The organism is Caulobacter sp. GW821-FHT10F06 (assembly GCF_058809215.1).
In genome coordinates, this window is the sequence record NZ_JBXASK010000012.1 from 1 (window position 1) to 13683 (window position 13683).

A 13683-nucleotide genomic window follows, 5' to 3' on the forward strand; every position below is an offset into this window, starting at 1 on the left:
CGCCGGGGCCGCCGAAGCCGCCGCCGCCGGGCGCGCCGCCGCCGAACGCCGCTGCGGCGCCGGGGGGAGGACCGTCAGCCGGCGGGGCGCCGTCGGCGGGCGGACGCGGCTGCTCGCCCTGGGCCTGTTGCTGGCCTTGACCCTGACCGCCTTGCCCCTGGCCCTGACGGTTCTGGCCTTGGCCTTGACCCTGGGCCGGAACGCCGAAGCTCTTGCGGAAGGTGAAGCCGCTGCGCAGCTCCTCGGTGCGGCGGTGGTCGAAGTTCACCGGCCGGGCGTCGATCTGGATCAGGTTGCCGGCCCCGTCACGCGTGAAGCGCTCGGGGAAGGCGTTCTCGATCTGGCTGGTCGCCGTAGGGAAGCTGGAGATCAGGTCGTCGGTGCGCGAGTTGATATAGTCCGACTGCAGGGTCAGGTTCTGGTTGGTGAACGGCTTGAGGTTCAGGCCCAGCTTGAACACCCGGCCTTCCTGGCCGCTCAGATTGCGGTTGCCGCCGTCCAGGCGCGAGATCACCACCGACTTGCCGGTCTTGAAGTCGTAGGTCTGCACGCCCGGCGTCAGCTGCTCGGGATTGCCGATCTGGGCCAGGGTGGGCGCGCCGTCGTCCAGCGTGACCGAGGCGATGATCCGCAGCTTGTCGATCGGGGCCCAGTTGGCGCCCGCGCCGACGGTGGTCAGGGTGTCGAAGTCCGACAGCTTCTCGGCCGCCAGGTTGACATTGAACGACAGGTCGCCGACGGCGGCCAGCACGTCGTTGCGCTTGCTGGTCAGCGGCACGTCGAGGTTCAGCTTGGCGCTGACGGTGTCGCGCGACAGCGAGACCGACCGCTCGACGCCCGAGCGCAGCGAGACGCTGTCCTGCTTGGTGGTTTCCAGCCCGCCGGTGACCGTGGTCGAGACCGCGCCGGCCGGGATGCGGAACAGCGTGCCGTTGAAGTCCAGCTGGGCGTCGGCCGAGGTGGTGACCGAGTTGGACTTGTCGCGATAGGCCACGCCGCTGATCACCCGGTCGGTGGTGCTGTCGCTGCTGGCGCGCTCGGCGTTGGCGGTGGCGGTCCAGCGCCAGCCCTTGACGGCGCCGGCCGCGCCGCCGCCCAGGTGGGCGGTCAGGCTGTCGGACTGCCGGCGCAGCGGGCCGCTCGACAGGGTGTTGACGCCCAGCCAGGCGGTGCTGTCGGTCGACTCCAGGCTGCCGTTCAGCGTGCCCGACACGCCGCTGCCCAGCGGACGGGTATAGACGCTGTTGACCGCCCAGGTGCTCTGGGCGGGGACCAGGCTGCGATAGGCCGCGTCGGTGCGCGGCTGGGCGATGTCGCGCTCGGTCTCCAGCAGCTTGCTCTGCTCGCTGAGCTTGGCGTCCAGCAGCAGGCGGGTGTCGCGCAGCACGGTGAACTGGGTGACGTGGGCGTCGGTGGTGTCGCCGCCGCCGTTCTCGACGGGAGCCTTGTAGCCGGCCTCGACCGTGGTGGCCTTGAACCGGCGACGCAGGACCAGGTTCACCACCTTCTGGTCGGCGCGATAGCCGTACTTCAGGGCCACTTCCTCGGGCAGGATCTCGACCCGGGCGATGGCCTCGGTGGGGATGTCGCGCACTTCGCCGAAGCTGGAGATGCGCGCGCCGTTGACCAGGATCACCGGTCGGCCGCCGGCCGCGCCGCCGCGCGATGTCGATAGCTGCGGCGACAGGGCGTCGATCAGCTCCGACACGCTGGAGACGCCATAGGCGCGGATATCGCGCGGCGACAGCTGCAGTTCGGGCGGGATGTCGCCGACCACCGAGCCGGGCAGGGTGCGGCTGGCGGTGACGGTCAGGGCGTCGACCTCGTTGGCCTCGTCATAGGCCTCGGCCTGGACGGCGGCGGGCTTGGCGGCCGGCGTCGTCGCCGTGGTCTGGCGGGCCAGGGCCGGAGCGGCCATCAGGGCGGCGGCCACGCCCAGCATCAGCGAGGCGCGCAGACGACGCGTCGTCACGCGTTCCCCGCTCGAGGTCACAAGATCAATCACCAACATGTCTCCCAGACATTTCCCCCGCGGCCGAGCCTAAGCTCACCGCCGGAACGGTCTTCTTTCAGCTTTGTTGCGTTGCGATTTCCCGGCGGCGGGAAACTGTTTCAGGATCGCCATATGGGGCGTCTTTGACACGCGGATGATGCAATCGCGCATCAGCGGAGCCGTCTGGCCTTCAGCCAGGCAACACCGTCGCGGCCGCTGCTACTTCTTGGGCCTGGCCGAGCCGGGCCAGGGCAGCTTTTCCTTCACCTGGTCCAGCGGCGTCTTGGTCACCACCAGTGGCGGCGGCACATAGACCGGCGCGGTCTTGATCGGATAGGCCCGCCAGCCGCTGGCGATCAGGTTGGTGAAGCCCGCGCATTTGGGCATCACCCGCACCGCACCGGTGCGCGGCTTGGCGAAGGGCGGCGCCTGACGCACGTCCTGGTGCTTGGGGTCGATGAACAGCCAGTCGCCGGCCAGGCCATAGCCCTTCTCGCCGCCGGTGCGCACGGCCTGATAGGCCAGGCCCGCCTGGAAGTTCGACACGCCGTACTTGATCATCGCCCGGTAGAAGATGGCGTCGGCCTCCTCGCGCCGGCCCGGCTCGCCGATGGCGTACAGCCAGTCATGGACGATGGCGGCGCGGGCCGTCGGGCCCTGCGGATCGATGAAGCTCTGGCCGTACCACGGCACGCTGGCGAAGTCGGTGACGTACCAGCGCGGCACCACGATCACCTTGCCGGTCTCGACGTCGCAATAGGGGAATTCGGCGTCCAGGGTGAACAGCTTGCGCCCGGCCTTGGTCTGGTTGAACAGCACCACCGGCTGCGGCGTCAGCGAACTGGGCGGGGTGGGCGCCACCACCGGAATATAGACCGTCTCCTTGGTCTCGGTGGCGCAGCCGGCCAGCAGCAGAGCGCCGAGCAGAGCGGAGGCGGCGAGGGCGGATCGGATCGGGCGCAAGGCGGGTCTTCGGACAGGTCTCGAGGAAGGCGCGGCTATAGCACCGTTTTGGTGGCGGTTTCGAGGCCGGGGTGGGAATGGTCTGAGCGGCGATCTGGCGTCAGAAAAGAAGGAAGTTCTTGCAGCGCTTCCACGCCGGTGCGGCGCGCACGTTCAGCCGACCGCTGGGCGCTTCATACTGGTCGATAAGGGAAGCAATACGCCAGCCGGCCCATGCCGTGCGAACATCGCTGTGGTCGCAGATCTGATCGCTGGCCTTGAGAATCTGGATTTTCCCTGGATTGTCGCTCCCCTCGGTCTCGAACGGCGAGGTCTTCTTCTCCGCGCTCCTGAACGTGCCCGCGCTGCCCATGTAGCTTGTGCCCCAGGAGATCCATTGCGACGGCGCGACCAACACCGCCCAGTCATGCGAACTGGTCGTGTAGACAGCCTTGGTTCTGCAGCCTTGGTCCATTGGATAGGCGCTGTCGTCGCGGGCATGCGAGCCGATGAAACGTCCGCTCGAGAAGGCGCCCTGCAGGCCGATCAACAGGTCTGGCCCGCCCTTGGCGCAAGGCGCGCCGATATAGGCGCCGGAGTAGGTCGCCATCGACAGCATCCGGGCGCCGTAGCTGTGGCCGACCAGCACCACCTTCAGCCTCTGGCGTTCCGGCATCTCAGCCAGGGTCCGATTGACCAGCACATTGGCCCAGGTCAGGCCGACCTCGTCGGCGTCGTGGGCCTTGTTGCGGAAGCTGAAGACGCCGTCCCACCTGTAGGCTGGCCAGGTCAGGCCGATATAGATCGGGTGGAAATTCGGTCCTGCCAGGTTGGCGTTGATCTGGCTGGTCCAGTCGGCGAACCACTTGGCCGATTCTTCCTGCTTTACGCGCCATCCCGTCGCCAGGACGATGATGTGGGTCGTATCGGGTTTGATCTCGCTCTCGATGGCCTTGGTCACCGCGCCGGAAGGGCCAAGCGCCTCCCAGCTCTTCTCCACGCTGGCGTCAGGCGCGCCCAGGGCGCCGACACCTTTGACGCAGCTTTCCGGCGGGTAGGCGGAGAACCAGACCTTGTCGCATTCGCCCTCAGGGGTGAGTTGAACAACGTGGCTCACCAGCATCTGCGTGGAGTCGTCCAGCCTCGCCACCCAGAGGTTTTGCAAATCCTTCGATGGGTCACTTTTCACAGTTCTGGCGCCGGCGGTCCCCAGGCGAAGGTCGACGCATCGCGATGGCGCGTCTTCGCAATCCTTTCGCGTTTGGCCTTCCGACGGTTGGTAGGCGATCCGGGTGGAATCAGGCCTGACCTTGAACTTCTCCACCCCGACCACAATCAGAGGCGCGCCCTTGGTGACGGACGACACCAGGATCTGATGGCTTTCCAGTCGCGGCTCATGGGTGGAGCACGCCAGCACGGGCAGCAGCGCGCCAACGATCAACAACCGGCGGAGCGCGCCGATGACGTATCGGCGACGGTCGCCGACGTCCGAGTCCGTCCAAAAGATCATGATGTGCCCCCACACATTGATAACGATGTTATCTCAGATGCGATAATGCGCCCGAAGATTGAAACTGCAAGGGGCGCAACAGGAACGGTTCCGGAGCTCCGCTCCCAAGCCGCCGGCCCGCTCCCCCCGTCAACCCCCAGAACAGGGGCGCCCATAACGGTGTTCGGCGGATGGACGTTGCGGGCGGATTGCCCGTACATTTCCGGAACTTCCGGGGCTCCACCAATCGCATGCGCGTCACCTCGCCCAGCACCCTCCTGCTCGGAGTGGTCCTGTTCTGCATCGCCACGGCCCTGGCCGCGATCAGCTTGGCCGTGTCGCCGGCGTGGCTGGGCGTGGGACTGGAGGCTGGCGGACCGACCGCGCCGCTGACGGTCGCCACCCTGGATCCGGACGGACCCGCCGCCCGGGCCGGGATCAAGGTCGGGGACCGCCTTGTCGCCGCCGGGAACACGGCGCTGAACGGCGCGCGGCTGGAAGGCGAGGACGGGGCGGCGACGCAGGCCGGCGCGAAGGCGGGCCTGGCCGAGCACGACCTGGCCGCCCAGGCGCTGAAGGCCCGTCCGCTGCGGTTGTCGGTGCTGGACGCGGCGGGGCGTACGCGGGTGGTCACGCTGGACGCGCGGCCCCGTCCGCTGTCGAGCCTGGGCGCGGAGTTCTGGGCCAATCTGTCGTTCGGCCTGATCGCGGCGCTGATCTGCGGCTGGGTGTGGGCGCTGCGGCCGCGTGAGCCGGCCACGCGTCTCTTCGCCCTGACCGGCCTGTCGATGCTGGCCTTCACCTTCGGCTGGGCGGTGCATTCGACGGTCGAGCTGGCCATGGACGCCGCCCTGGTCGGTCCGGCCCTGTGGCTGAACATGGCGGGAGCCATCGCCTATGGCGGGGCGATGATCGCCTTCTTCCTGGCCTATCCCAAGCGCCTGGCCCCGGCCTGGCTGCTGCTGGCCATGGGCCCCGCTGCGGTCGGTCTGTGGATGGGCTGGCCGCTGCTGCCGGGCAATCCCAGCCTGGGAAGCGTGGGCCAGGGGTTCACCGTCATCGAGATGGCCCTGATCATCGTCGCCATCGGCGTGCAGGCGGTCGCCAGCCGCAAGGATCCCGCCGCCATGGCCGCCACCCGCTGGCTGGGGCTGTCGGTGATCGTCGGGGCCGGAGCCTTCATCGGCTCGGTGGCTCTGCCGGCCATGATCGGCAAGCCGCCGTTGCTGGATCCCCGGTTCTCGCTGGGCTTCTTCGTGATCATCTATGTCGGCATGGCCGTGGGGCTGCGGCGCCACAAGCTGTTCGAACTGGACCAGTGGGCGTTCCGGATCCTGTTCTATCTGGGCGCCGGTCTGGCGCTGCTGGTGCTGGACGCGGTGCTGCTGACGGTGCTGCGCTACAGCCCGCAGGCTTCGCTGGGGGCGGCCCTGCTGATCGTGGCCTTCGCCTATCTGCCGTTCCGCGACGTGCTGTGGCGGCGCACCGTGGCCCGGCGGACCATGAAGGACCACGAGATGTTCGCCGCCGTCGCCCAGGTGGCCCTGACCCACCAGGCCGACGCCCGCGAGGCCGCCTGGCGCGACCTGCTGGCCCGGGTCTATGAGCCGCTGGAGGTGACGACCGCTCCGGCCGCTCCCGATCGCGCCGAGATCGTCGACGAGGGCGTGGCCATGACCCTGCCGCCGGCGGCCGGAGCGCCGGCCTTGTTGCTACGGTTCCCGGCGCGGGGCAGGGGGCTGTTCGGCACGGCCCAGGTCCAGCTGGCGGACCAACTGGTCACCCTGCTGGCCCAGATCGAGCAGGGCCGCGACGCCTATGCCCGCGGCGTGGTCGAGGAGCGACTGCGCATCGCCCGCGACCTGCACGACGACGTCGGCGCGCGGCTCCTCTCCGGCCTGCACCGCCAGGAGCTGACCCAGACCCACGAGGCCATGCGCGGCGCGATCGGCGACCTGCGGGCCATCGTCTCGGGCCTGTCGGGGCATGAGCTGCCGCTGGACGAGGTGCTGGCCGACCTGCGCCACGAGACCGCCGAGCGCCTGGCCGCCGCCGGTCTGTCGCTGGACTGGCCGCCGCCCGACCTGGACGAGCCCAGCCAGCCGGCGCCTTACAGGGTCTACAAGAACCTGACCTCGGCCTGCCGCGAGGTGGTCTCCAACGCCATCCGCCACGCCGGGGCCAGCCATGTGGCGGTGACCGTTCGGCACGGTCCCGAGCGGCTTGAAATGACCATCAGCGACGACGGTGTCGGCCTGCCGCGCGAGCCGGGGCGGCGCAGCGGCCTGGCCAATCTGGAGCGCCGGCTGGGCGAGATCGGCGGCGAGGTGACCTTCCCCGAGACGGCGCGCGGCGCGGCGGTGCGGCTGAGCGTGCCTCTGGCGGGAGCCTCGGCGTGAACGCCCCGCCGGCCACGGCCCTGGTGCTGGAAGACCAGGCCGAGACGCGCCAGCATCTGCTGTCGGCCCTGGCCCTGGCCTTTCCAGGCGTCGACGCCCGGGGCGCAGGCGACCTGCGCACGGCCCGCGCCCTGCTGGATCCGATCGGCGGCCCGTCCTGGACGCCGGACCTGGCCCTCGTGGATCTCGTTTTGCCCGACGGCGGCGGCGTCGACCTGCTGCGGCAGATCGCCGAGCGCCCCGGCGACACCCGGGCGGTGGTGGTGACCATCTATGCCGACGACGAGCACCTGTTCGACGCCATCGCGGCGGGCGCGGGCGGCTATCTGCTCAAGGACATGGGCGGCGATGACCTGGTGCGCTATCTGCGCCGGCTGGAAGAGGGCGAGACGCCGCTGTCGCCGGCCATCGCCCGCCGCATGCTGGGCTATTTCCGCGACCGGCCGCGCATCCCCGAAACCCTGGAGCCGCTGGCCGCCCTGACCCCGCGCGAGACCGAGGTGCTGCGGCTGATCGGCCGGGGCCTGCGCTCGGGCGAGGCGGCCAAGGTGATGGGCGTGGTCGAGCAGACCGTGGCTGGCTACGTCAAGGCGATCTACCGCAAGCTCAACATCTGCTCCCGCGCCGAAGCGGCGCTGGAGGCGGCGCGGCGGGGCTTGGTGTGAGGTGGCGGCAAGCTTGACTGTATCCGTTATGTATCAGTCACTTTAAAACAACCTTGCCGCGCCTTGCGCTTATTGCGCGCCTGGGGCGACCACCCTTAAGCGCCTCCTGCCCCGGATGTTCCCGGGGGTTTTGGGGGTTATTCTAATGAAGTTGTCTTATCTGGGCGCGGCCGCCGTCGTCGCCGCGCTGGCCGTCTCCGCTCCGGCCTCGGCGGAAGTCTATGGCGCGGTCAACGCCGGCGTCGTGACCCTGAAGTTCGATCCCGCGCCGACCTTCGACGACGCCACCGTGCCGATCGTCGGCGGCCGCGTCGGCTGGAAGGCCAACAAGTGGCTCGGCGTGGAAGGCGATCTGTTCTTCGGCGCCAAGCAGGACCGGGTCTATGACAAGCCGGCGGTCGATGTGAAGGTCGACAGCGCCGCCTTCCTCTATGGCGTGGTGTTCGTTCCGGCGAGCGACAAGTTCGACCTGCTGGCCCGCGTCGGCTACGGCCACCTCGCCGGCAAGATCACGGGCGCCGGCCTCTCGGAAAACACCAATGACGGCGCGTTCTCGTACGGCCTCGGCGCTCAGTACAAGCTGGACGCCAAGAATGGCGTGCGCTTCGACTACACGCACTACGCCATCGACGACGTTCCGACGAATGGCTTCGCCGTCGCCTATGTTCGCACGTTCTAGGTCTTGGGCTAGGTCTTTAGGCTAAGCCTTCGGGAGGGGTGCGATCTGGCGTCCCTCCCACCCAGGCTGCGATCAGCGGCGCGAAGCCGCCGTCAGACCATGTGCAACTGGGAGACGCCCGCCATCATGATGGCGCCGATCACGGTCCAGCCAGCGGCCAGAGCGAACATCGGATAACGTTGCCACCAGTGGCGCTGAGCGGCGCAAGCGCCTGTGTGTTTGGACATCTCGTACCTCCCCGAACTTCCATGGACGGCCCTTGGAGAACGTATCGTGGACTAAAACCGATCTTAATGCTTGGTTAATCTTAGTAACATTCTCGTAAAGCGCCCGTGAAACGCGCCGCAACGCGTTGGGTGAACGCATTCAGCCAAGCGGCTCGCCTTTCAAAGGCCTGAATCTCTTGTGCTTTTCAAAACGCCAAAAGGTTGCATCGACGCGATGAGGCCTTAGTCTGCGCCCCGAAAAAAGTTTCATCGTCAGGACCTGAAATGCTTCGTTTTGCCTGTTTGGCTCTTGGTTTGACCCTTCTGGCGGGTGGATCGGCCGCCGCGCAATCGCCGGTGGTGAGTCCTCCCCCCAGCCTGGCGCCGTCTCCGGCGGCGGTCGCCGGCAAGGCTTTCCTGGCCCAGAACGCCAAGGCGCCGGGCGTGGTCACCACGGCCTCGGGCCTGCAGTACAAGGTCATGACCTCGGGCCCCAAGACCGGTCCGTCGCCCAAGATCGGCGACATCATCAAGGTCCATTACGAAGGCAAGCTGCTGGACGGCACGGTCTTCGACAGCTCGTTCGAGCGCAAGCAGGCGGCGATCATGCCGCTGGACGGCCTGGTCCAGGCCTGGCTGGAGGCCCTGCCGATGATGCATGTCGGCGACGAATGGGTGCTCTACGTGCCGTCGGAACTGGGCTACGGCGACCGCGAGACCGGCCCGATCCCGGCCGGCAGCGTGATGGTGTTCCGCCTGCAGCTGATCGGCATGCTGGCGGTGGATTGACGACGGCTCCCTTCCCCCTTGATGGGGGAAGGGCTGGGGATGGGGGTGACGCGGCGGTTCAACCGGCAAGCGCCCCATCACCCCCACCCAACCCTCCCCATTAAAGGGGAGGGCTTATTTTTGGCGGCTCTTCATCAGCGGCTGGATCTTCGTCCCGAAGTCCTCCACCCCCTGCACGAAGTCGTCGAACGTCAGCAGCACGCCGCCGGTCCCGGGCACGGCCGCCACTTCGTCGAGCATCCGGGCGATGCTCTCATAGCTGCCCACCAGCGTGCCCATGTTCAGGTTCACCGCCGACTCCGGCGCGGCCAGCTGCGCCGTGTTGGTGGTCGAGCCGGCCGCGGCGTTGGGGGCCGCCTGCTGGGTCAGCCAGGCCAGGGCCTCCTGGTCGGCGCCCTCGCGATAGAGCTGCCACTTGGCCATGGCCTTCTCGTCGGTCTCGTCGGCGATCACCATGAACAGGATGAAGCTGGCCACGTCGCGGCCGGTCTTTTCGGCGGCCGCTTCCAGCCGCTTGTTGACCGAGGCGAAGGCGGTCGGGGTGTTGGTCCCCTTGCCCAGGGCGAAGCTGTAGTCGGCATATTGGGCGGTGAAGGCCAGGCCCTCGTCCGACGAGCCGGCGCAGATCAGCTTGGTGTCCTGTGGGTGCGGGCTGACCCGGCAGTCGTCCATCTGGAAGTACTTGCCCTTGAAGTCCGAGACGCCGGTCTCCAGCAGGCCCTTCAGCACGGTCGTGTATTCGGCCAGGTAGTTGTAGCGGTCGGTATAGTGCGCCTCGCCCGGCCAGAGGCCCATCTGCGAGTACTCGGCCTTTTGCCAGCCGGTCACCAGGTTGATGCCGAAGCGGCCCGGAGCGATCGAGTCTATGGTCGAGGCCATGCGCGCCACGATGGCCGGCGGTATGGTCAGGGTGGCGACCGTGGCGAAGATCTTGATCTTGCTGGTCACGGCGGCCAGGCCCGCCATCAGCGTGAAGCTCTCGAGATTGTGCTCCCAGAACTGGGTCTTGCCGCCGAACCCGCGCAGCTTGATCATCGAGAGCGCGAAGTCGAAGCCGTACGTCTCGGCCTTCTGGGTGATCTCTTTATTCAGCTCGAAGCTGGGCATGTACTGCGGCGAGGTCTCGGAGATGAGCCAGCCGTTGTTGCCGATGGGGATGAAGACGCCGACCTGCATGGGTGGGGTTCCTTTGGGCTAATGCCGAATAAAAGCCGTCACCCCACGGCGGCCGAAGCGCGCCGTGGGGCTTCGGTCCGCGCTTGCAGTCGCGGACCGATGACGAGGGGAAAGGGGATTGGCGACGCGGCAGATGCTCCCCCTTTGGGGGAGCTGTCGCGGAGCGACTGAGGGGGTCCTCAGCGGCATGGACCGGAGAGGACCCCCTCCGGCCCTCTGGGCCACCTCCCCCAAAGGGGGAGGATCTAGAAGAATGCTCACGCCCCCTCCAGAAACTGGACCAGCGCCGAATTGAACGTCTCCGGGTCCGTCACGGTGAACCCGTGCCCGCCCCACGGCGCGACTTCCAGCTGGGCGTTGGGAAGCCGTTCGGCCAGGCGCATCGAGCAGGCGACAGGCACCAGCATGTCGTCGGCGCTGGCGCTGACCAGCACCGGATGCGGGATGCGCGGCAGGTCGGCGTCGACGTCGAAGTCGAGCAACGCCTGGATTCGCGCCAGCATCACCGCCTTGGGCGGGAAGCCGGACACGTGGTGGGGCTCCTCGGCCTGCAGCCGGTCATGGTTCTCCGACAGCCAGCCGGCCGGATACAGGAAGATCGGCTGGGCGTGGACATAGGCCTGAACGCCGCTGTCGTTGAGCAGATGGATCCGCGTGTCGAAGCAGCGCTTGATATGCGGATCGGGCCGCGACCAGCCGTTGACCACCACCAGCTTGGCCAGCCGGTCCGGATGCGACAGGGCCATGGCCAGGCCGGCATTGCCGCCGGCCGCGTGGCCGACCACATGGGCCTTGGCCAGGCCCAGGGCGTCCATCACCTTGACGATGTCGTCGGCCATGTTCTGCACGGCGTAGGGGGAGGGCAACTCGCGCACGCTGCGGCCCGTGCCGCGATGGTCGTACAACACCACCGGGAACTTCGCCGTCAGGGCCGCCATCTGCGGCGCCCAGAACGCGCCCGAGCCGCCCAGGCCCGACGACAGGATCACGGCCTCGCGACCGGCGACGGGACCGCCGTGCAGTTCGTAAAAGAGGCCGTCGACGGTCCCGGTGGTCATTCAAAATCTCCGCACATCCCCGCGAAGGCGGGGACCCAAGCCGCCTCTCGGGCCTTGGCGAGGCCGAGCCGCCGTCCGCTGGCTCGGTTTGGGTCCCCGCCTGCGCGGGGATGTGCTATTGAAGGGAAGCCCATCATTTCTTCCCGATGTGGGCGACCGAGGCGATCTCGACCACGAAGCCGGGCTTCACCAGGCCGCACTGGATGCAGTAGCGGGCCGGTTTGTCGCCGGGGAAGTACTCGGCATAGACCTTGTTCATCGGCGCGTAGTGGGCCCAGTCGGTGACGAAGATGTGGTTCATGGTGATGTCTTCCATCGTGCCGCCGGCCGTCTCGATCACCGACTTGATGGTCTCCAGCACCTGGCGGGTCTGGGCCTCGGCGTCGTCGGGGAAGGCGACGTTGTTGTCCTTGTCGAAGGCCAGGGTGCCCGAGACGTAGACGATCCCGTCGGCCAGCGTGCCGGGCGAGAACGGGGCGATGGGCGTGCCCGTGCCGGGCGGGGTGATGACGGTCTTGGGCATCTCAATTCCTCTCTATTTTTAGCTTGTCATCCCGACCGCAGCGCAGCGGAGAGCCGGGACCCAGGGGCCAATGCAGTGCGGTTGCTCTGGGTCCCGGCTCGGCGCGCTGCGCGCTTGGCCGGGATGACAGTTTTTACGGAGGCGCCAGCTGCCCGAACGCCCCCTTGAAGTCCGCCGTCGTCGTGACCCAGCCGAAGAAGGTCTCGATGTTGAACAGCGCCGCCTTCTGCACGTAGTCGGGGCCCGCCTGGTGGGTGGCGTCCTCCAGCACCGTGCCGAAATATTCCAGCATGAAGCCGTCGCGCAGGGTCGACTCCACGCAGACGTTGGTGGCGATCCCCACGAACACCAGGTGGCGGATGCCGCGCGCCCGCAGCACGCTGTCCAACTGGCTGTTGAAGAAGCCGCTGTAGCGCGTCTTGTGCAGGCGGATGTCGCCCGGCTCGGGCTTCAGGGCGTCGACCAGCTCATAGTCCCACTGGCCGCGCGCCAGCAGCTTGCCTTGCAGTTCCGGCTTGGCGCGCATGGTCTTCAGGGCGTTGGACTTCCACCAGTTGGGCGAGCCGGGGCCGCCAGCCTCGACATACTGGTCGTCCCAGCCGTTCTGGAAATAGATCACCTGCATGCCGGCCGCCCGAGCCACCGGCAGGATTCCGGCGATCTGGTCGATGCAGGCGGCCGCGCCGCTGATGTCGAACCCGGCCAGGTCCAGATAACCGCCGGGCGAGGCGTAGGCGTTCTGCATGTCGATGACGATGACGGCGGTGGTCTTGGGATCCACCGGGATCGGCTCGGGCCGCGCGGGCAGCATCACCGCATCGGGAGAGAGGGGCGTCATCGAGGCGGCTCCTTCTCCGACCTTCGAAGGTCGGCCTTGTGATTTCCGGAGGGCATGGAATACCATCCGGGAGAACAGCGCAATCCGAACCGTTCGGTCAAAGTTTGACCATTTGGTTCAAGTTCGAGACGCGATGACCGATCCGCTCGCCAAGACCGTCAAGCTCCCGCGCAAGGCCGCCTCCCGGTCCGGCGCCCAGACGGCGTCGGGCGCCCGCAAGCTGGTCAAGGCCGCTCAAACCTTGGGCGGGAAATCGGCCGGCGAGGCTGTGGATAACGCGGCGCTCGCTGTGGATAACATTCCGCTCGGCCGCCGCGCCCAGGCCCACGAGGCCCGCCGCCTGGCCATCCTGAAAGCCGCCCAAGGCGTCTTCGCCCGCCAGGGGCTGGACGGGGCCAGCATCGACGCCATCGCCAAGGCGGCTGGGCTGTCCAAGGCCAATCTGCTCTACTACTACCCCTCCAAGGACGCCCTCTATCTGGCGGTGCTGGAGCAGGGGCTGTCCCTGTGGCTGCTGCCGTTCGGGCGGTTCACCGCCGACGAGGACCCCTTCGCCGCCATCGAGGCCTTCATCGGCTTCAAGCTGGAGATGAGCCGCGACCACCCCGAGGTCTCGCGCCTCTTCGCCCTGGAGATGCTGCGCGGCGCGCCCCTGCTGAAATCGGTGCTGGCCGGGCCGCTGAAGACGGTGTTCGAGGCCAAGTGCGCGGTCATCGAAGGTTGGGTGCGGGACGGGCGGCTGGCTCCGGTCGATCCGGCCCACCTGATCTTCTCGATCTGGGCGATCACCCAGCACTATGCCGACTTCGCCGTCCAGGTCCGCGCCCTCTCCGGCCGCACCCTGGCCAACGGGGCCTTCATGGACGAGACGCGGTCAGCCGTGACGTCCCTGGTGCTGGACGGCCTGCGTCCGCGTTAGGGTAGGG

General features: G+C 67.9%; 13 protein-coding genes. 5 read left to right on the forward strand and 8 right to left on the reverse strand.

Going from position 1 to position 13683, the window contains the following annotated elements:
- From AC1RUS_RS21840 to AC1RUS_RS21850, 3 genes are all read right to left on the reverse strand, one after another.
- Positions 1 to 1972: TonB-dependent receptor (locus tag AC1RUS_RS21840; RefSeq protein WP_492918729.1), on the reverse strand; the 1972-nt coding region annotated here is incomplete at its 3' end.
- Positions 1973 to 2212: 240 nt separating this feature from the next.
- Positions 2213 to 2956: a DUF1353 domain-containing protein gene (locus AC1RUS_RS21845; protein WP_492918730.1), complete on the reverse strand. Its 744-nt coding sequence runs from the start codon at positions 2954 to 2956 to the stop codon at positions 2213 to 2215.
- A gap of 100 nt (positions 2957 to 3056) precedes the next feature.
- Positions 3057 to 4445 (reverse strand): hypothetical protein, encoded by a 1389-nt coding sequence (locus tag AC1RUS_RS21850; RefSeq protein ID WP_492918731.1) that lies wholly within the window; start codon positions 4443 to 4445, stop codon positions 3057 to 3059.
- A gap of 230 nt (positions 4446 to 4675) precedes the next feature.
- Between AC1RUS_RS21850 and AC1RUS_RS21855 the strand changes: the two genes are divergently transcribed.
- The 3 genes from AC1RUS_RS21855 (at position 4676) to AC1RUS_RS21865 (ending at position 8167) form a co-directional block, all read left to right on the forward strand.
- Positions 4676 to 6823: an ATP-binding protein gene (locus AC1RUS_RS21855; RefSeq protein WP_492918732.1), complete on the forward strand. Its 2148-nt coding sequence runs from the start codon at positions 4676 to 4678 to the stop codon at positions 6821 to 6823.
- Positions 6820 to 7488: a response regulator gene (locus AC1RUS_RS21860; RefSeq protein WP_492918733.1), complete on the forward strand. Its 669-nt coding sequence runs from the start codon at positions 6820 to 6822 to the stop codon at positions 7486 to 7488. Before AC1RUS_RS21855 ends, AC1RUS_RS21860 begins: the two co-directional genes overlap by 4 nt.
- A 145-nt stretch (positions 7489 to 7633) precedes the next feature.
- Positions 7634 to 8167: a porin family protein gene (locus tag AC1RUS_RS21865; RefSeq protein ID WP_492918734.1), complete on the forward strand. Its 534-nt coding sequence runs from the start codon at positions 7634 to 7636 to the stop codon at positions 8165 to 8167.
- Between the two features lie 92 nt (positions 8168 to 8259).
- Here AC1RUS_RS21865 and AC1RUS_RS21870 read toward each other — a convergent pair whose 3' ends face one another.
- On the reverse strand, positions 8260 to 8394 hold the full coding sequence (locus tag AC1RUS_RS21870; protein WP_492918735.1) for a hypothetical protein: 135 nt from the start codon (positions 8392 to 8394) through the stop codon (positions 8260 to 8262).
- A gap of 264 nt (positions 8395 to 8658) precedes the next feature.
- Here AC1RUS_RS21870 and AC1RUS_RS21875 point away from each other — a divergent pair, with 264 nt between their 5' ends.
- The gene (locus AC1RUS_RS21875; RefSeq protein ID WP_492918736.1) at positions 8659 to 9162 is read left to right on the forward strand and encodes an FKBP-type peptidyl-prolyl cis-trans isomerase; all 504 of its coding nucleotides are present in this window, start codon (positions 8659 to 8661) and stop codon (positions 9160 to 9162) included.
- A 114-nt stretch (positions 9163 to 9276) separates the two neighbouring features.
- On the opposite strand, the gene rutA is transcribed toward AC1RUS_RS21875, so the two are convergent.
- From rutA to rutB, 4 genes are all read right to left on the reverse strand, one after another.
- Positions 9277 to 10338, reverse strand: coding sequence for a pyrimidine utilization protein A (gene rutA, locus AC1RUS_RS21880; RefSeq protein WP_492918737.1), 1062 nt, complete (start codon positions 10336 to 10338; stop codon positions 9277 to 9279).
- A 257-nt stretch (positions 10339 to 10595) separates the two neighbouring features.
- On the reverse strand, positions 10596 to 11396 hold the full coding sequence (gene rutD / locus AC1RUS_RS21885; protein WP_492918738.1) for a pyrimidine utilization protein D: 801 nt from the start codon (positions 11394 to 11396) through the stop codon (positions 10596 to 10598).
- A 133-nt stretch (positions 11397 to 11529) separates the two neighbouring features.
- Positions 11530 to 11919 (reverse strand): pyrimidine utilization protein C, encoded by a 390-nt coding sequence (gene rutC, locus AC1RUS_RS21890; protein ID WP_492918739.1) that lies wholly within the window; start codon positions 11917 to 11919, stop codon positions 11530 to 11532.
- 133 nt (positions 11920 to 12052) lie between these two features.
- Positions 12053 to 12823 carry a pyrimidine utilization protein B gene (gene rutB, locus AC1RUS_RS21895; protein ID WP_492918740.1) on the reverse strand — a complete coding sequence of 257 codons (771 nt, stop codon included), beginning with the start codon at positions 12821 to 12823 and terminating at the stop codon, positions 12053 to 12055.
- Positions 12824 to 12890: 67 nt separating this feature from the next.
- Between rutB and rutR the strand changes: the two genes are divergently transcribed.
- Positions 12891 to 13676, forward strand: coding sequence for an HTH-type transcriptional regulator RutR (gene rutR / locus AC1RUS_RS21900; protein WP_492918741.1), 786 nt, complete (start codon positions 12891 to 12893; stop codon positions 13674 to 13676).
- Positions 13677 to 13683: the final 7 nt, after the last annotated feature.

What these genes read in the sequence shown, in the direction of transcription:
- AC1RUS_RS21850 (WP_492918731.1), bottom strand. Translation starts at nt 4,445, where the DNA reads ATGATCTTTTGGACGGACTCGGACGTCGGCGACCGTCGCCGATACGTC.
- AC1RUS_RS21855 (WP_492918732.1), top strand. Translation starts at nt 4,676, where the DNA reads ATGCGCGTCACCTCGCCCAGCACCCTCCTGCTCGGAGTGGTCCTGTTC.
- AC1RUS_RS21865 (WP_492918734.1), top strand. Translation starts at nt 7,634, where the DNA reads ATGAAGTTGTCTTATCTGGGCGCGGCCGCCGTCGTCGCCGCGCTGGCC.
- AC1RUS_RS21870 (WP_492918735.1), bottom strand. Translation starts at nt 8,394, where the DNA reads ATGTCCAAACACACAGGCGCTTGCGCCGCTCAGCGCCACTGGTGGCAA.
- AC1RUS_RS21875 (WP_492918736.1), top strand. Translation starts at nt 8,659, where the DNA reads ATGCTTCGTTTTGCCTGTTTGGCTCTTGGTTTGACCCTTCTGGCGGGT.
- rutA (WP_492918737.1), bottom strand. Translation starts at nt 10,338, where the DNA reads ATGCAGGTCGGCGTCTTCATCCCCATCGGCAACAACGGCTGGCTCATC.
- rutD (WP_492918738.1), bottom strand. Translation starts at nt 11,396, where the DNA reads ATGACCACCGGGACCGTCGACGGCCTCTTTTACGAACTGCACGGCGGT.
- rutC (WP_492918739.1), bottom strand. Translation starts at nt 11,919, where the DNA reads ATGCCCAAGACCGTCATCACCCCGCCCGGCACGGGCACGCCCATCGCC.
- rutB (WP_492918740.1), bottom strand. Translation starts at nt 12,823, where the DNA reads ATGGTATTCCATGCCCTCCGGAAATCACAAGGCCGACCTTCGAAGGTC.
- rutR (WP_492918741.1), top strand. Translation starts at nt 12,891, where the DNA reads ATGACCGATCCGCTCGCCAAGACCGTCAAGCTCCCGCGCAAGGCCGCC.